The sequence below is a fragment of the Rhodococcus sp. NyZ502 genome, from assembly GCF_041464245.1.
GTDB lineage: Bacteria > Actinomycetota > Actinomycetes > Mycobacteriales > Mycobacteriaceae > Rhodococcus_F > Rhodococcus_F qingshengii.
Window position 1 is genome coordinate 3,026,477 of the sequence record NZ_CP167155.1, and the last position, 17,466, is coordinate 3,043,942.

General features: G+C 62.8%; 17 protein-coding genes. 4 read left to right on the forward strand and 13 right to left on the reverse strand.

Going from position 1 to position 17,466, the window contains the following annotated elements:
* Positions 1 to 63: 63 nt before the first annotated feature.
* Complete coding sequence (locus ACBG85_RS14210; protein ID WP_372027800.1) at positions 64 to 834, reverse strand: tyrosine-protein phosphatase; 771 nt, start codon at positions 832 to 834, stop codon at positions 64 to 66.
* A 209-nt stretch (positions 835 to 1,043) separates the two neighbouring features.
* On the opposite strand from ACBG85_RS14210, the gene secG reads away from it, so the two are divergent.
* From secG to ACBG85_RS14225, 3 genes are all read left to right on the forward strand, one after another.
* Positions 1,044 to 1,277, forward strand: a complete 234-nt coding sequence (secG, locus tag ACBG85_RS14215) for a preprotein translocase subunit SecG (protein WP_003944946.1) — start codon at positions 1,044 to 1,046, stop codon at positions 1,275 to 1,277.
* A 103-nt stretch (positions 1,278 to 1,380) separates the two neighbouring features.
* Entirely contained in the window at positions 1,381 to 4,155 is a 2,775-nt protein-coding gene (gene ppc, locus ACBG85_RS14220; protein WP_030536411.1) for a phosphoenolpyruvate carboxylase, read from the forward strand.
* A 104-nt stretch (positions 4,156 to 4,259) separates the two neighbouring features.
* Positions 4,260 to 5,045 (forward strand): oxidoreductase, encoded by a 786-nt coding sequence (locus ACBG85_RS14225; protein WP_372027802.1) that lies wholly within the window; start codon positions 4,260 to 4,262, stop codon positions 5,043 to 5,045.
* Here the strand turns inward: ACBG85_RS14225 and ACBG85_RS14230 are convergent.
* From ACBG85_RS14230 to tkt, 11 genes are all read right to left on the reverse strand, one after another.
* The gene (locus ACBG85_RS14230; protein ID WP_231915028.1) at positions 5,032 to 5,544 is read right to left on the reverse strand and encodes a hypothetical protein; all 513 of its coding nucleotides are present in this window, start codon (positions 5,542 to 5,544) and stop codon (positions 5,032 to 5,034) included. The genes ACBG85_RS14225 and ACBG85_RS14230 overlap by 14 nt on opposite strands.
* A gap of 172 nt (positions 5,545 to 5,716) precedes the next feature.
* Complete coding sequence (locus tag ACBG85_RS14235; protein WP_218960106.1) at positions 5,717 to 5,965, reverse strand: hypothetical protein; 249 nt, start codon at positions 5,963 to 5,965, stop codon at positions 5,717 to 5,719.
* A 134-nt stretch (positions 5,966 to 6,099) separates the two neighbouring features.
* Positions 6,100 to 6,420 (reverse strand): TfoX/Sxy family protein, encoded by a 321-nt coding sequence (locus ACBG85_RS14240; protein ID WP_269609234.1) that lies wholly within the window; start codon positions 6,418 to 6,420, stop codon positions 6,100 to 6,102.
* A 27-nt stretch (positions 6,421 to 6,447) separates the two neighbouring features.
* Positions 6,448 to 7,170 carry an AAA family ATPase gene (locus tag ACBG85_RS14245; protein WP_372027804.1) on the reverse strand — a complete coding sequence of 241 codons (723 nt, stop codon included), beginning with the start codon at positions 7,168 to 7,170 and terminating at the stop codon, positions 6,448 to 6,450.
* 33 nt (positions 7,171 to 7,203) lie between these two features.
* Positions 7,204 to 7,548 carry an iron chaperone gene (locus ACBG85_RS14250; protein ID WP_166810211.1) on the reverse strand — a complete coding sequence of 115 codons (345 nt, stop codon included), beginning with the start codon at positions 7,546 to 7,548 and terminating at the stop codon, positions 7,204 to 7,206.
* A gap of 25 nt (positions 7,549 to 7,573) precedes the next feature.
* Complete coding sequence (locus ACBG85_RS14255) at positions 7,574 to 8,494, reverse strand: SDR family oxidoreductase (protein WP_269609229.1); 921 nt, start codon at positions 8,492 to 8,494, stop codon at positions 7,574 to 7,576.
* A 323-nt stretch (positions 8,495 to 8,817) separates the two neighbouring features.
* Positions 8,818 to 9,558 carry a 6-phosphogluconolactonase gene (gene pgl / locus ACBG85_RS14260; RefSeq protein ID WP_372027806.1) on the reverse strand — a complete coding sequence of 247 codons (741 nt, stop codon included), beginning with the start codon at positions 9,556 to 9,558 and terminating at the stop codon, positions 8,818 to 8,820.
* Positions 9,551 to 10,459, reverse strand: a complete 909-nt coding sequence (gene opcA, locus ACBG85_RS14265) for a glucose-6-phosphate dehydrogenase assembly protein OpcA (RefSeq protein WP_003944921.1) — start codon at positions 10,457 to 10,459, stop codon at positions 9,551 to 9,553. The genes pgl and opcA overlap by 8 nt, the downstream gene beginning before the upstream one ends.
* Entirely contained in the window at positions 10,459 to 12,003 is a 1,545-nt protein-coding gene (gene zwf, locus ACBG85_RS14270; RefSeq protein WP_030536404.1) for a glucose-6-phosphate dehydrogenase, read from the reverse strand. The genes opcA and zwf overlap by 1 nt, the downstream gene beginning before the upstream one ends.
* 4 nt (positions 12,004 to 12,007) lie before the next feature.
* Positions 12,008 to 13,132 (reverse strand): transaldolase, encoded by a 1,125-nt coding sequence (tal, locus tag ACBG85_RS14275; protein ID WP_039972890.1) that lies wholly within the window; start codon positions 13,130 to 13,132, stop codon positions 12,008 to 12,010.
* Between the two features lie 5 nt (positions 13,133 to 13,137).
* A complete protein-coding gene (gene tkt, locus ACBG85_RS14280; protein ID WP_003944976.1) occupies positions 13,138 to 15,240 on the reverse strand; it encodes a transketolase in 2,103 nt (700 codons plus the stop codon).
* A 201-nt stretch (positions 15,241 to 15,441) separates the two neighbouring features.
* Between tkt and ACBG85_RS14285 the strand changes: the two genes are divergently transcribed.
* The gene (locus ACBG85_RS14285; protein ID WP_003944994.1) at positions 15,442 to 16,425 is read left to right on the forward strand and encodes a heme o synthase; all 984 of its coding nucleotides are present in this window, start codon (positions 15,442 to 15,444) and stop codon (positions 16,423 to 16,425) included.
* A 56-nt stretch (positions 16,426 to 16,481) separates the two neighbouring features.
* Here the strand turns inward: ACBG85_RS14285 and ACBG85_RS14290 are convergent, their stop codons facing one another.
* Positions 16,482 to 17,447: a quinone oxidoreductase gene (locus ACBG85_RS14290; RefSeq protein WP_162113535.1), complete on the reverse strand. Its 966-nt coding sequence runs from the start codon at positions 17,445 to 17,447 to the stop codon at positions 16,482 to 16,484.
* Positions 17,448 to 17,466 lie beyond the last annotated feature (19 nt).

A 17,466-nucleotide genomic window follows, 5' to 3' on the forward strand; every position in this document is an offset into this window, starting at 1 on the left:
CGAGACTAAGACTGCGGGTGTGTGACCGACTAGGTTACACGCCCGCAGTTTTTTGTTCGCGATTCAGCTCAGGAGTTTGGTTTCCAGAGCGCCGACGAGTTCGGGAGGAAGCTCCAACCCGGCGGTCAGATAGTTCTCGACGGTCCCGTAGTGGTGCTCGACCTGCTCGAAGGCAGCGCCCAGGTAACTCGCGTCGACGGAAAGCAGCAACCGGATCACCTCGCCCTTGTCTGCATCTGTGGCAGCGGCGATCTTCGCGACTGTTGCCTCGATGTACTCGGCCGAGTACGTGTTCGTGAGCAGGTAGTCCGCCGTGATCGTTTCGCGCGGTACACCAGCGAGTGTCTGCAGTAGTGCTGCCGCCCAACCTGTTCGGTCCTTGCCCGCCGTGCAGTGGAAGAGTTGCGGCCCCTCGGTGGTCGCCAGGGCGGCGAACAACTGCGAAAATCCGTTCCGAGTGACGGGGTCTGCGACAAAGCTGCGATTGATGTTCTGCATGAAAGCTGTTGCAGCGTCCGCTGTTCGGAGAGCCATCGCTTCGGCGTGGATGTTTCCGGACAGGATGGGAATGTGGGCGTACATCGCCGGCGCCGGCACGATGTCGGGAGTTTCGTTCGCCTCGGTTTCGGAGCGCACGTCATAGACGGCGGTCAGCCCCAGCGATTCCACGATTGCAAGATCCTCGGGCGAGGGCGTCTGTACGTTTGCACGGTAGAAGACTCCGCGGCTCATCGCCTGTCCGCTGGTCGTGACGTACCCGGGGCCGGCCACGTCGCGGAAGTTGTGAATCGAAGCCAGACGTGGTGTGTCGGGCAGGGCAGTGTCGGAAAGCATGGAGCCGGCCTTTCGGAGGTAGAGTCGCGTCAACTGAAAAACTACTGAATCGGTATCTCGACAGTGTGATCGATGCCACTGACCAAGAGTCGTGCCTGGCCGGGTGCAAAGTTATGTGCGAGGCGGGTATGTGGTCAGGCTATCTGCGCGCGCCTGTATGGTGTTATCGGTTGTAGTTGTCCCTATTGGATTGGTGGACGTAGACAGACATGAAACTGTTCCTGGATATCCTGCTGGTCATCACCAGCTTGCTCCTCATCGCCTTGGTGCTCCTGCATCGCGGTAAGGGCGGCGGTTTGTCGAGTCTGTTCGGTGGCGGTGTCCAGTCCAGCCTGTCCGGATCGACTGTTGTCGAGAAGAACCTCGACCGGTTGACGGTCTTCACCGCGTTGATCTGGCTCATTTCGATCGTCGGCATCGGCCTGGAGATCAAGTTCGCCTGATTCTCGGCTCATGACTTACAGCCGGTAGTTTTTCACACACGAATTTCAGACACGGAACCCCGCCTATCGAGCGGGGTTCTTTGTTTCGGTCGATAATTGTGTGATGACTGAAACCGCGTCGCATCGAGAAACACCGCGAGAGGCCACCGAGCCGCTGCGCGAAGACATCCGGCTTCTCGGCGGAATACTCGGACAAATAGTGCGAGAGCAAGCCGGCGACAATGTGTTCGATCTGGTCGAGCGAGCCCGTGTCGAGTCGTTCCGAGTCCGTCGTTCGGAGATCGATCGCGCCGAACTGGTGTCGCTGTTCGCCGAAATCAGTACGGACGACGCCATTCCCGTCATCCGGGCGTTCAGTCACTTCGCACTGCTCGCCAACCTGGCCGAGGACATCCATCGCGAGCGTCGACGGGCCATCCACGTCAATGCGGGGGAACCGCCCCGCGACAGCACTCTCGCGGCCACGTACACCAAACTTGATGCAGCCGATATCGATTCGGCCACCGTCGAAGAAGCGCTGCGGGGCGCCCTGGTCTCACCCGTCATCACCGCTCACCCGACGGAGACTCGACGCCGTACGGTGTTCGAAACGCAGAGTCGGATCACCGAGTTGATGCGATACCGCGAGCGCACGGCGCTGAGCGTCGCAGAAACCGCTGATGTCGATCTGCAATTGCGCCGTCAGATCCTGACCCTGTGGCAGACGGCTCTGATCCGGCTCAGCCGCCTCCGCATCCAGGATGAAATCGAGGTAGGCCTGCGCTACTACGACGCAGCGTTGTTCGAGGTGATTCCGAAGATCAACGCCGAGGTTCGCAAAGCTCTGCGCACTCGTTGGCCGGACGCCGGGCTCCTGCCGGAACCGATCCTGAGGCCGGGTTCGTGGATCGGCGGTGACCGAGACGGCAATCCGTACGTGACCGGCGAAATCGTCCAGCGCGCCACGTCGCGCGCTGCGGCGACTGCTCTCGAGCATCACCTCGAGGAACTCGAACATCTCGAGCGTGAACTGTCGATGTCGGCGCGGCTGGTTTCCGTCACGCCCGAACTCGATCTGCTGGCGTCTACCTCCGGCGACGACTCTGCCTTCAGGGCCGACGAGCCGTACCGTCGCGCGATTCGCGGTATCCGCGGGCGCTTGAGCGCCACAGCACTGACGGTACTGGGGGAGTTGCCCGCCCACGGGTCCGACGACGGACTCGAGGCGTACACCGACCCGGCACAGTTGCAGCGGGATCTCGGAATCATCGACACCTCGTTGCGTCGTTTCGGTGACGAGACCATCGCCGACGATCGACTCGATCGGCTCCGAGAAGCGGTGGAGGTGTTCGGCTTTCACCTGTCCGGTCTGGACATGCGGCAGAACTCCGAGGTACACGAAAGCGTCGTCGCAGAACTTCTGGCGTGGGCCGGAGTTCACCCGGACTACGCGTCCTTGCCGGAAGCCGATCGAGTCGAATTGCTGTCGGCCGAGTTGACGACGCGGCGACCACTGACTTCGCCGGACGCCGAGTTCAGCGAATTGACCACCAAGGAACTGGCCATCATGGCGGCCGGTGCCAAGGCAGTGCGGGTTCTCGGAGCGGGTGCGGTACCCAACTACATCATCAGCATGTGTACCTCGGTCAGTGACATGCTCGAGGCTGCAGTGCTGCTCAAAGAGGTCGGGGTGCTCGATCCGGGCGTCGGTAGCGAGCCCTCGTGCCCGATCGGCATCGTGCCGTTGTTCGAGACGATCGAGGATCTGCAGGGCGGCGCCGACACATTGCTGGCGACGCTCGACATCCCGATCTATCGTGCGATCGTCCGTTCCCGTGGTGACAGTCAAGAAGTGATGCTCGGGTACTCCGACTCGAACAAGGACGGCGGGTACCTGGCAGCCAACTGGGCGCTGTACCGTGCCGAACTCGACCTCGTCGATGCCGCGCGTAAGAGCGGAATCAGGTTGAGGCTCTTCCACGGCCGCGGCGGAACCGTCGGACGTGGCGGCGGACCGAGTTACGAAGCGATTCTGGCTCAGCCTCCCGGTGCAGTCGCTGGTTCTCTGCGAATCACCGAGCAGGGTGAGGTGATTGCGGCCAAGTACGCCGAACCGCGTCTGGCACATCGCAACCTCGAAACACTCATCGCCGCGACTATCGAGTCGACGTTGCTCGACGTCGAAGGACTCGGCAGCGATGCCGACGCTGCCTACGCGGTACTGGACGAGCTCGCGGCCCTCGCCCGCACCGCGTACAGCGAATTGGTCCACGACACACCAGGATTCGTGCAGTACTTCGAAGCGTCGACACCGGTCGCCGAGATCGGGGCACTCAACATCGGCTCTCGTCCGGCCTCGCGCAAGCAGACCAAGGCGATCTCCGATCTGCGAGCGATTCCCTGGGTGCTCTCGTGGAGTCAGTCTCGCGTGATGCTTCCGGGTTGGTACGGAACCGGCGCCGCGTTCGAAAGATGGATAGACGGAGACGACACTCGGCTTGCCACGTTGACGGCCCTGTACGAGAAGTGGCCGTTCTTCCGAACCGTGCTCTCGAACATGGCCATGGTGATGTCGAAGTCGGATCTCGGTTTGGCGGCCCGGTACGCGGACCTCGTGCCCGACGCCGAACTGCGCGATCGAGTCTTCGGAATGATCACCGACGAGCACGAACGCACAATTCGCATGTACAAGGCAATCACGGGCAACGAGAACCTCTTTGCCGACAACTCGGGCCTCGAGCGTTCGGTCCACAACCGGTTCCCGTACCTCGAACCTCTCAACCATCTACAGGTCGAGCTGATCCGTCGGTACCGTTCCGGCGACGAGAGCGATCAGGTGCGTCGGGGTATCCAGCTGACGATGAACGGCCTGGCCACTGCGCTTCGTAACAGTGGCTAGGTAACAGCGGCTGGTTCTGCAGGTTTACCAGGGTGTGCGTGCGGCGACTCTAGAGCTGTCGCACGCACACCCAACGCTGCGCACCGGACCGAACGGGGACCGCAGTGGATCTGCAATTGGACGGACGAACTGCCGTCGTTACCGGCGCGGGAAAAGGTATCGGACTGGCTGTCACGCGGGCGTTGGTGGCCGAGGGAGTCCACGTCGTCGCGGGCTCGCGGACGCTCTCGCCGGAACTCGAATCGCTGCAGTCCGGCGGCGCCGTCACCTTTGTCGGCGTCGACCTCGCGAGTGTCGAAGGATCAACCCGACTGCTCGAGGTTGCAGCAGTGAGGGGCGGCGTCGACATCCTGGTCAACAACGTCGGGGCCGTCACCCCGAGAACGAGCGGTTTCGCGGCCATCACAGACCAAGAGTGGGCGGCGTCGTTCAATCTGACGTTCTTGTCGGCTGTACGCACTGTTCGCGCTGCGCTGCCGGAGTTGATCCGCCGAGGAGGCGGGAGCATCGTGACGATCAGTTCGGTCAACGCATTCTTACCTGACCCCACGGTGATCGACTACAGCGCCGCCAAAGCGGCGTTGACCAACTTCTCGAAGTCGTTGTCGAAAGAACTGGGCGGGCAGGGGATCCGCGTCAATACCGTCAGCCCCGGCCCGGTACAAACGGAGTTGTGGCTCGGCAAGCACGGAGTGGCCTCGACGCTGGCGAAGGCGAGTGGATCAGCCGCCGACGACATCGTCGAAAGCGCCGCGGCCGGAGCCGAGACTGGGCGGTTCACCTTCCCCGAAGAGGTTGCCGACCTGGTGTTGTTCCTCGCCAGCGATCGTGCGGGGAACGTGACAGGCGCGGATTTCGTGATCGATGGCGGTCTGATCAAGACCTTGTGATCATTGCTGCCTGAAACCTGATCATGTGCGCGACGGTCGACGACGTGATGCACAGGATCACTGCGGACACGATGACCACCCACAGTCCCCACCCGATGGACGGTCCGGCAGTGTGCCCTGCGAACTCGGTACTACGTCGCACGATGGACGCGGCGTTTCCGACGGCAACGATCAAGACCGCGATTCCGACCAAAGGGCCGGTGCAGTGATTCTTGATCTCGGGCGTGACGTCTCGAACCATGAGGGTGATCAGCGCGGTCACCGCGCAGAGAGCGAGGACGAGAGTGATCACTCCGCATTCGTCGATACCACTGTGGTCCAGCGCGGAGGATGACGTCCACGGGCCGAGGCTTCCGGCGACGATCCCGGCGCACGCCCAGAGCGATCCGATGAGGCTAGGTCCGAAACGGTCGGGCATGAGGGAGGGAATTGCGCGGGTCGACGGCAGCTGAAACCCGAAGGCGCGTTGGTGATCCGGCTGATTGGGTGTGAACGTCACGGGACGGACCACCTTTCCTCCGCGGCGTCGAGCCGCCCAATCCAATGCTTTTCCGGAGTCTAAGGGCCGCCCAGTTCACTTTTGCCGAATCGAGCGAAATTGATTGAACCGGCGCTAGGGCTCGAGCAACTCGGCGTGAGAATATTCGTTGCAGCCCGCACCGACGAGGCGCTTACTGTTCAAACGGCGTCGTGAACGACACTGGTTTGCCGGCGGCGCGCGCGTACGCGATCTCTCGGCGCGTGGACTCACCGATGTATCCGCGAGGGTTGACGACCAGAACCCGATCGGCGAGGTCGATCTTGCGCAGATGGAGCGCGTCGAGCAGGATCTTCTGCTCGACAGAGACCGCCTCGTCTGCTTCAACCGGCGCGACGACGATCACGCCCGCGAACGTCAGGTCGCGGTTCGCCTCCCGCATCTCTTCAGCGAATCGCGCAGAGCCGCAGATACAGACAATCTCAGGTCGATCGGGCACGGTTCAGTCTCTCATCGACGCGAGAGCCCGCGGCCACACCAGTCTCGTCAGATATCTTCGGCAACGCACCCCAGCTGTCAGTGAACGAAGTCCAGAGCTTCCTTGATCCACGCGTTGAATTCGACGTTCGAACTCGTCCCGGTTCGGTCGACGACGATCCATCCCTTGCTCATCGGCTTACCCCGCATCTCGGGCCAGCTTGCACCCTTGTGCGTCAGAAGCTCGTCGACTCGATCGGGGTCACACCGAACCATGATGTTGCCGTGTGAGTTCGCACTGGCGGCCAGCTTCCCGTTCACCATGAAGCTCAGCCCACCGAACATCTCTACTTCCTCGACGTCGTCCTCGCCCGAGAGCGCATCGCGGATACGCTCAGCCAGCGCTTTGTCGTATGCCATGGAGGCCTCCTGGGGTGGAGTTCCAGGTTAGATCAGATGGCGCAGGTACGTGTGCGGGTCGTGAAGGAACCGCTGCCAGTTCGACACCAGATCGAGGTCCTCCCAGCTCGAGGCTCGGATTCCCCATTCTCCGATCTCGAGCAGGTTGGCGTTCGGCAGCGCCGCGATGATCGGCGAGTGCGTCGCGATCACCGCCTGCGCGCCGGATTCCACCAGCTCGCCGAGCAGCGCGGCCAGTGTCAGGGTCCCTTGGAAGGAGAGTGCGGCATCGGGTTCGTCGATGAGATAGAAGCCGCCGTCGGCGGTCCTCGACGACAGGATCTCGAGCAGCGCCTCACCGTGGGAGAGGTGATGGTAAAGCGGTTCAGGTCGCTTGGGATTGGGGTTGTCCTCCAAGTACGTGTACAAACCGTGCAGGGTTTCGTCTCGGAGGTAGTACGCCCACTTCGATGCTCCGGGACTCCGCTCGATCACAAGGTCGAGGCCGCCCGGTTCACTCGATCGAGTCTGATGCCGCGTATTGGTCGACCCGCCTTCGGCATTGAGACCGAGAACGGCGGCAAGAATTTCGATGACGGTCGACTTTCCCGCTCCGTTTTCGCCGACCAGAATGGTGACACCCGGTGGAAGTTCGAGACTGTCCTGAACGATCTGCGCAACAGCGGGTACCGTCATCGGCCAGCTGCCTACGTCAGCGCCTGACGATGTCCCGGTCTTGATGCGTCGGATGGGTTGTCTCTGCACGGCCATACGCTCTCACAGGGCTCCGACGGGAAACTGGAGCTAGTGGCGCTGCGCGAGCAATTCGACGATTCGGGCCACGAGGTCGAGAGGGATCGGTTTGTTCAGCGGGAACTTCACCGTTGATTTCGCAGCCCGGTACGGGTCGACGGACTTCTCGAACTCTGCATCACCTGCCGGGAGCGGGTACATCGAGATGTGGTGTTTCCAGCCTGCGAAGTGAACCAGATTCTTCCCGTTCACTCTCATGGTGGGCATCTGATAGCTGATGGTTTCATCGAGGCCGGGGACGGTGTTGTGGATCGTCTCGCGGATGCTCTCGAGGACTCGTTGCTCGTCGGCGGGAAACGACGCAATGTATTGGTCGATCGTCGCGAATTCGGCCATGAACGGATCTTAATCACAGTCGGATTCAGTTGGCTCGCCAAAAATCCGGTCGGCTGCCGTCGGTGTCGGTGAACCCGTATTCCGTTCCGAGTTCGCCTGAACTGACCGATCGCTGATTCCATCGCTTCCGATACGGATCGGCGGCGAGGGCGGCGATCGCACGTCCGATGAATCTTGGTGACTCGGAGCGTGCGAAATCCGCGGGCGCAGTCGGACCATCCCGCTCCGGCAACAAAGCGTCACGCCAATTCGATTCGCCGACACCAAAATTCTCGAGCATCATCTCCGATCGCAGGAACCCGGGAGTGATGGCGACGGCAGTACAGCCGAACGGGGCAAGTTCGTGGCCTTGCGAAAATGCGAGCCTGTTCACGGACACCTTGGCCAAGTCGTAGAACACCGAGATGCGATAGTTCGATGCGTTGTATTCGGTAGTGCCATCGGTTATTTCGGCGACCAGTCCGCCTGGCCGATCGATCATCAGCGGCAGGAGGTGGTGCGACGTAGTGATGTGGGTGTCGATCGCCAGGCGCAGAATGTGAAAGCCCTTGTCCAGATCGTGTTCCCATACCGGCGTGTTCCACTCCGCCGGCCCACCCTTGAGTAATTCCGCGCCCCAGATGTCGTTGACCAAGATGTCGATATGGTGATAGTCGATTCGCAAGCGTTCGGCGAGATCAGCCACTTGTTTGCTCTTGAGATGATCGACGGCAATCGGCACGCCGACGCCGCCCAGCTCGGTGACCAGCTCTGCCGTCTCTTCGATGGTCTCTCCGCGCGGATAGTCCGACTGAAGAATTCCGGCAGATGTGCTCCGACCAGTGCAGATGACGGTTGCACCGGCCTCGCCCAAGGCCGCGGCGATTCCGCGTCCGGCGCCCCTCGTCGCCCCGGCAACTACAGCCACTCGCCCGCGAAGTGCGTCCGGATTCGGTGTCCACGACATTGTTCGATTGTTCTCGCCTGGATTGCTTCGTTCAAGAGTGAACGCGATCTGCGGAACCGAACCTTACTTCGCGGCGTCCAAGGTAGTAATCACTCGGATGAAGGAGGTAGGGGAGAGATGGATCGTTGTGTGGGGCGCAGTGCTGGTTGGAGAAACGGGATCTCGGGATTGAGTTCCGTTCCGTCAAAAGGAAATTCGCATCGGATCCGGACTCGGCGGGTAGTCGAAAGTCGCCACGGTGAGGAAGTCGTCGACGTACCACCAAGCCGGGAATCGCCGGAAGACGATTCCCGACCTGTGTGAATCAGATCTGTGAAATCAGATCAGGGAAGCTGTGAGGCAGCGTCCGTATCGAGGAACCAACGTGTCGCAACCAAACCGGTGGCGCCGGCGGACGGCCAGTCCTCGGCCGAAGCACCTCCGATGGCTTTGTCAACAGCCTCGGCCTTTGCAGCACCCGAGACGAGCAGCCAGACCTCTTTGGCTCGCCGAACAGCAGGCAACGTGAGGGTGATCCGCACCGGTGGCGGCTTGGGGGAGTCCGTCACCGCGACTACGAAACGCGCTTCTTCGCGAACAGCGTCGGTGTGCGGGAACAACGAGTTGACGTGTCCTTCGCCGCCCATGCCGAGCAGGTGCACGTCGAACGTCGGAACCTGATTCCCGTGTGCCTGAGCGCCCAGCAGTTGTTCGTACGCCGTCGCCGCCCCGTGGGGATCACCGTCGTAGATACCGTCAGATGCGGCCATCGCATGTACCCTGTCGGGATCGACCGGCACATGATCGAGAAGCGCCTCACGAGCCTGGACTTCGTTTCGCTCGGGATCGCCGGACGGCAGGAACCGTTCGTCGCCCCAGTACAGATCGATCTGCGACCAGTCGATGTCGCCGGGAGCTTCACGCAACTTCTCCAGAAGTGCGATGCCGGTTCCACCGCCAGTCAGCACGATGGACGCAAACCCTCGAGCCTTCTGGGCATCGACGATGGTCGTGACCAGGCGTGCGGCGGCAGCGTCGACAAGTTGGCCGGCGTCGGAAAACTTCTCTACGACAACATCACTCATAGGTCACCTTCTCCAATCCGGCCAGAGCTTCCTCGTAGATCTCGTCCGGATCGAGCCGACGCAATTCCTCGGCGAGGCAATCGCGTGTCTCTCGACGACCCAGAGAAACCAGCGCGTCAGGCTGACCGGTGCGGATCAACGTAGCGGTCGTGCCCTCCTGAGGACGACTGATGGAGATGCTGCGAGTCTCGAGCTTCAACTCGACCGTCAGCTCACCCGTACGCCGAATGACCGGACCGTCGATCTTGGCCGCCAACCAACCGGCGAGAATATCCAGTGCCGGTTCGGTTTTGAGACCGGAGACCACCGCTGAGGTGATCTTCTCGTGCGGCGGCTGATCGAGAGCCGATGCGAGGAGCGCGCGCCAGTAGGTGACGCGACTCCAGGCGAGATCGGTATCGCCGGCGGTGTACGACGCGAGTCGCCCCTTGATGGTGGCGGTCGGATCGGGGGCGCCGGTGGCATCGGTGATGCGCCGTATCGCGAGCTTCCCGACGGGGTCCTTCGCCGGAATCTCGGGTGCCTCGAGGGGCCACCACGCGACTACCGGGGTGTCGGGGAGCAGGAACGGGATGACGACGCTGCTCTCGTGATCCGCAAGCGGACCGTAGAGACGCAACACGACAACCTCCGAGGCGCCGGCGTCCCCGCCGACACGGATCTGAGCATCGAGCCTGGGCTCACTCTGCTCGTCGCCACGCAGAAGCACGATGACGCGGCAAGGGTGCTCGCGGCTTGCTTCGTTGGCGGCCTCGATGGCTTCCTCGGCATTCCCGGTGTCCCTGGTGCAGACGACGAGCGTCAACACTCGTCCCAAGGTGACAGCGCCGCCGGTCTTACGTACCTCGACCAGTTTCTTGCTGACCTGGACCGTGGTGGTGGACGGCAAATCGAGAATCACTAGGGTCGCCTCCATTCGCGTCCGGTGCGTTGCATCATTTCGTCCGCAGACGGTGGTCCCCACGTTCCGGCCTCGTAGGGTTCCGGCTTACCGCCGGCAGCCCAGTGCTCGAGGACGGGATCGAGGATCTCCCAAGACAATTCGACTTCGGCATTCACCGGGAACAGAGACGGCTCGCCGAGCAACACGTCGAGAATGAGCCGCTCGTACGCCTCCGGAGACGACTCGGTGAAAGCCTGGCCGTACGAGAAGTCCATGTTGACGTCACGGACTTCCATGCTCGATCCGGGAACCTTCGAGCCGAACCGCATGGTGACGCCCTCGTCGGGCTGCACGCGGATGACCAGAGCGTTCTGGCCGAGGTCTTCGGTCATCGTCTTGTCGAACGGTAGGTGCGGTGCACGTTTGAACACCACCGCGATCTCGGTGACACGGCGTCCGAGTCGTTTGCCCGTGCGCAGGTAGAACGGCACACCCGCCCAGCGGCGGGTGTCGACCTCGAGGGTGATGGCGGCAAAGGTCTCCGTGATGGAGTCCGCTGCGAAGCCGTCTTCTTCGAGGAGCCCGACCACCGGCAGCCCACCCTGCCAGCCGCCCGCGTACTGGCCGCGGGCGGTGGTCTCGTCGAGGGGCTCGGCAAGGCGAGTAGCCGAGAGGACCTTGATCTTCTCCGCCTGCAGATTGAGCGGCTCGAAGCTGATGGGTTCTTCCATCGCCGTGAACGCGAGCAACTGCAGCAGGTGGTTCTGGATCACGTCACGGGCCGCGCCGATGCCGTCGTAGTACCCCGCGCGTCCACCGAGGCCGATGTCCTCGGCCATCGTGATCTGAACGTGGTCGACGTAGTGCGCGTTCCAGATCGGATCGAACAACTGGTTCGCGAAGCGCAGAGCCAGAATGTTCTGGACGGTTTCCTTACCGAGGTAGTGGTCGATACGGAAGACCGTGTCCTCGGGGAACACCTTGTTGACGACGGCGTTCAGTTCGCGAGCGCTCTCGAGGTCGTGGCCGAACGGCTTCTCGATGACGACTCGTCGCCACTGACCGTCCTCGGCCTGCGCGAGGCCCGACGCCGACAGTTGCTCGAGCACCTGAGGAAACGCGTTGGGCGGAATCGCAAGGTAGAAACCGTGATTGCCGCCGATACCACGTTCGTTGTCGAGCGTGGCCAACGTGTCGGACAGGTTCTGGAAGGCCTCGGCCTCGTCGAAACTGCCCTCCACGAACCGGATACCTTCGGCGAGCCTCTCCCAGACGTCCTGACGGAACTTGGTGCGAGCGCCGTCCTTGACTGCTTCGAGGACGACGTTCGTGAAGTCCTCGTCCGTCCAGTCACGCCGGGCGAACCCGACCAAAGCGAATCCGGGCGGCAACAGTCCACGGTTGGCGAGGTCGTAGATGGCGGGCATGAGCTTGCGCCTGGCAAGGTCGCCGGTAACACCGAAAATCACCAGGGCGCAGGGCCCCGCAATGTGCGGAAGCCGTTTGTCGGTGCTGTCCCGAAGGGGATTCACCCAATCTGATGCCGCCGCGGAATCGCTCACAGGCTCAGCTCTTCTGGGTTGCTGCGCGGAGCTGCTCGGCGGTTGCGTCGAGCAACTCGTTCCAGGACACCTCGAACTTGTCGACGCCCTCTGTCTCGAGGACCTTGAACACGTCCGCAAGATCGATGCCGACTGCAGCGAGCTGATCGAAGACCGCCTGTGACTCCTGAGCTGTGCCCGAGATCGTGTCGCCGGTGATCTCGCCATGGTCGGCGAGAGCGTCGAGCGTCTTCTCCGGCATGGTGTTGACCGTGTTCGGCGCAACCAACTCGGTGACGTAGAGAGTGTCGGGGTAATCCGGGTTCTTCACGCCGGTCGACGCCCACAGCGGACGCTGAGCCTTGGCGCCGTCGGCCAGAAGAGCCTGGAAGCGCGGCTGCACCTCGAAGATCTGCTGGTACGCGTTGTACGCCAGACGTGCGTTTGCGAGTGCAGCCTTGCCACGAAGCTCGAGGGCTTCCGGCGTGCCGATTGCCGTGAGGCGGTTGTCGATCTCGGAATCCACGCGGGAGACGAAGAACGAGGCGACCGACTCGATGGACGAGATGTCGCGGCCGGCAGCCTTGGCGGTGTCCAGACCTTCCAGGTATGCGCCCATGACTGCCTCGTAGCGCTCGACCGAGAAGATCAAGGTGACGTTGACGCTGATGCCCTCACCGATCACCTTGGCGATGGCGGGAATGCCTGCCAGCGTCGCGGGAATCTTGATCAGGACGTTCGGGCGATCGACGATCTTGTGCAGCTCGATCGCCTGCGCGACGGTGGCGTCGGTGTCGTGTGCCAGGCGAGGATCGACTTCGATGGACACGCGGCCGTCGACGCCGTTCGACGCCTCGAACTGCGGAGCCAGGATGTCGCACGCAGCACGCACGTCGTCGGTGGTCACCGCGGTGATGGTGGCGTCGACATCGGCGCCGCGCTGTGCGAGCTCACGGACCTGAGCGTCGTACGCCGATCCCTTGGACAGTGCCGCCTGGAAGATCGACGGGTTGGTCGTGACACCCACGATCGACTTCGTGTCGATGAGGTTCTGCAGGTTGCCGGACTGGATGCGATCCCGCGAGAGGTCGTCGAGCCAGATGGAAACGCCTGCAGCGGAGAGCTTTTCGGTATTCACGTTCTGTGTCATCGAGATCATCCCTTCACAGCTGCGAGGGAGCGCTGCGCGGCTTCGACAGTCGCGTCGGCAGTGATGCCGAACTCCCGGAACAAGGTCTTGTAATCGGCGGAAGCGCCGTAGTGCTCGAGCGAGACGGCCTGACCGGCGTCGCCGAGGATGCGCCACCACGGCATCGCGATGCCGGCTTCGACGGACACACGCGCGCGCACGGCGGGCGGAATGACCTCGTCGCGGTACGCCTGATCCTGCTCGAGGAACCAATCGAGGCACGGCACGGAAACGACGCGGGTTGCGACGCCCTGAGCTTCGAGGGTTTCGCGAGCCTCGGTGGCCAGATGCAGTTCGGAACCGGTCGCCAGCAAGATGACCTCGGGCGAACCGTTGGCTGCGTCGACGAGGACGTAAGCGCCGCGCTTGACACCCTCGGCAGCCTTCTCCTTGGTGCCTTCGAGAACCGGGATGTCCTGGCGAGTGAGTGCCAGAGCCGTCGGGCCCGTCTTGTTCTCGAGTGCTGCCTGCCATGCGAACGAGGTCTCGTTGGCGTCACCCGGGCGGACGACGGCGAGGTTCGGGATCGCACGAAGAGCAGCGAGGTGCTCGACCGGCTGGTGGGTCGGGCCGTCTTCGCCGAGACCGATGGAGTCGTGGGTCCAGACGTAGGTGACGGCAGTCTTCATCAGTGCGGCCAGGCGAACCGCTGGACGCATGTAGTCGGAGAAGACCATGAAGGTTCCGCCGTACGGGCGGGTGGGTCCGTGAAGCGCGATGCCGTTGAGGATCGAGCCCATCGCGTGCTCGCGGATGCCGAAGTGGAGCGTGCGGCCGTAAGGCTGCGCATTCCAGTCGTTGGTGGAGATGGAGAACGGGCCGAACGAATCTGCGCCCTTGATGGTGGTGTTGTTGCTGCCGGCGAGGTCGGCGGAGCCGCCCCACAGCTCGGGCAGGATCGGTCCGAGCGCGTTGAGTGCCGAACCGGAGGCCTTGCGAGTCGCAACGCCCTTGGCGTCGGCCTCGTAGGTCGGGAGAGCGTCGGCCCAGCCGGCGGGGAACTCACCGGCGAACAGGCGGTCGAAGAGTTCCTTGCGCTCGGTCTCACGTGCAGCCCACGCGTCGAACTCGACCTGCCATGCCTTGCGTGCGTCGGCGCCGCGGGAGACGACCTCACGGGCGTGAGCCAGAGCGTCGGCGTCGACGTCGAAGGACTTGGCCGGATCGAAGCCGAGGGCTTCCTTGACCGCTGCAACTTCGTCGGCACCGAGAGCGGAGCCGTGGACGTCGCCGGTGTTCATCTTCTTCGGAGCCGGAAAACCGATGATGGTGCGGAGCAAGATGATGGACGGACGATCGACGACGGCCTTGGCCGCGGCAACCGCGTCGAGGATGCCGGAGACGTTCTCGCCACCTTCGACGTGCTGAACGTGCCAGCCGTATGCCTCGTATCGCTTTCCGACGTCTTCGCCGAGAGCGATGGTGGTGTCGTGCTCGATGGAGATCTTGTTGTCGTCGTAGAAGACGATGAGGTTGCCCAGTTCCTGGACACCGGCGAGAGACGAGGCCTCGGACGTAACGCCTTCTTCGATGTCACCGTCGGACGCGATCACGTAGATGTGATGGTCGAAGGGGGAGGAGCCGACCGGGGTCTCCGGATCGAACAACCCACGCTCACGACGCGCAGCCATCGCCATACCGACTGCGGACGCAAGGCCCTGGCCCAGCGGACCGGTGGTCATCTCGACGCCGACGGTGTGGCCGACCTCGGGGTGGCCGGGGGTCAGTGCGCCCCACGTGCGGAGAGCTTCGAGGTCAGCGAGCTCGAGACCGTAGCCCGACAGGTAGAGCTGGGTGTACAGCGTCAAGGATGAATGGCCACAGGAGAGAACGAAGCGGTCACGGCCGACCCATTCTGCATCCGAAGGATCGTGGCGCATGACGCGCTGGAAGAGGGTGTATGCCAACGGCGCCAAGCTCATTGCAGTTCCGGGATGGCCGTTGCCGACCTTCTGAACCGCGTCGGCGGCGAGCACGCGGGCGGTATCGACAGCCTTGGTGTCCAGGTCGGTCCAGTCCGAGGGGTGGACGGGTTGCGTGAGGACGTGGATCTCGTCTGTGATCGACACTGGCAGATGTCTCCTGACATGGTGTACGTGGATTGCGAGGGTGGGGTGTCCCTCCACTGCGTAACCCAGCCTAATGGTCCTGGCTGTCCGGGTCGATTCGGTTCCTCAATGGCTGCGGTCTACCATCGTTCGTAGTAGAGAACAGTGTCAGCAGTGTGTCGTGAAGAGTTAGTGCGGTAACGCGTGGTGCAAGGAGAGAACGTGCGGACAGGGCAACAGCCGAGCGGACATGGCTTCGGCAGCCCAGGTGCCGCCCCGCGGGCGACCAATACCGATACGGTGTGGGGTCGCGCAACGGGCAAGGTTCTGGCTTATATCGCGCTCACGAAGCCGCGAGTGATCGAATTGCTGTTGGTGGCAACCATTCCGGCAATGCTGCTGGCCGATCGCGGAACGGTCGACATCGTTCTGATCCTCAGCACCCTCTTCGGTGGCTGGATGGGCGCGGCGAGTGCGAACTCGCTCAACTGCGTCGTCGACGCCGACATCGACAAGGTGATGAAGCGCACGGCGAAGCGTCCGCTGGCCCGCGAGGCGGTGCCGACGCGCAACGCGCTCGTCTTCGGGCTCCTTCTCGGACTCGCGTCGTTCCTGTGGCTGTGGTGGCGAGCCAACCTCCTAGCCGGCATCCTCGTCGTGATCACGATCGCGTTCTACGTCCTCATCTACACGATGGTTCTCAAGCGTCGTACCTGGCAGAACGTCATCTGGGGTGGCGCAGCCGGATGTATGCCCGTCCTCGTGGGCTGGGCCGCTGTCACCGGGTCGCTGAGCTGGCAGCCCGTCGTGCTGTTCCTGATCATCTTCTTCTGGACGCCGCCGCACACCTGGGCGCTGGCGATGCGATACAAAGAGGACTACAAAGCTGCCGGTGTTCCCATGCTTCCGGTGATCGCCACCGAAGAGCACGTCACCAAGCAGATTCTGTTCTACAGCTGGGCAATGGTCGTCACGACGCTTGTCCTCGTCCCCGCGTCGGGCGTCATCTACGCCGCAATCACCATCGTCGCCGGTGCGTGGTTCCTGCTCATGGCACATCAGCTGTACCGCAGCGTTCGCGGTGGTGCTCAGGTCAAACCGCTCCGCCTGTTCCTGCAGTCCAACAACTATCTTGCGATCGTGTTCGTCGGCCTCGCTGTCGACTCGGTTCTCGGACTGCAGACGATCAGCGACATGCTGAGCTGATTCTGCTGTGCGCCTTTATTAACCGCGGGCGGTTAATAAAGGCGCACAGCACTTCGCTAGGGAATCAGAACGATCGACCCGGTCGTTGCCCGACCTTCCAGATCCCGATGCGCTGTTGCCGCATCGGCGAGGGGATACTCGGCGCCGACGCGAATATCGAGTTTCCCGTCCGCAATGGCGTCGAAGACATCGCCGGCACGCCAGGTCAGTTCCTCTCGAGTGCGAATGTGATGCGCGAGCGTCGGACGCGTCAGGAACAGCGAACCCGACGAATTGAGCCGCTGCGGATCGACAGGCGGAACCGGTCCACTGGCCGCACCGAACAAAGCGACCGTGCCGCGGATGCGCACGGAAGCCAAGCTCGAATCAAAAGTTGTCGCACCGACGCCGTCGTATGCCGCCGCTACTCCTTCGCCGCCGGTCAACTCCCGGACTCGCGCTGCGATGTCCTCGTCGTACCGCAGGACCTCCGCGGCGCCCGCGCCACGCGAGAGTTCTTCCTTTGCATCCGATGACACAGTCGTGATGACCTTCGCCCCGAGGCTGACGGCCATCTGCGTCAGGATCAACCCGACGCCGCCCGCGCCTGCGTGCACGAGCACGGTGTCGCCGCTCTGGATCGGATACGTCGACTTCGCGAGGTAGTGCGCCGTCATCCCCTGCAGGAGCGCCGACGCTGCGGCCGATGCCGGGACACCGTCAGGCACTTTCACTGCGACTGCGGCGGGAACAGCCACCTTCTCGGCATAGCTGCCAGTGGCAGCGGCCCACGCGACCCGGTCGCCCACGGAGAATTCGGAGACGTCGGAGCCGACAGCTTCGACGACACCGCTGCCCTCGTCGCCGGGAATGTAGGGGAGCGGACGCTTGTACTGGCCCATTCGGAAATACGTGTCGATGAAATTGATGCCGATCGCTTCGGTCTTGACGAGTAGATCGCCTGGGCCGGGTGTCGGTTCGGGTTGTTCGGTCAGCGTCAGAACGTCTGGTCCGCCGGTCTCGGTCACGTAGATGGCTCGCATGGTTTCTGTTCTACACCCG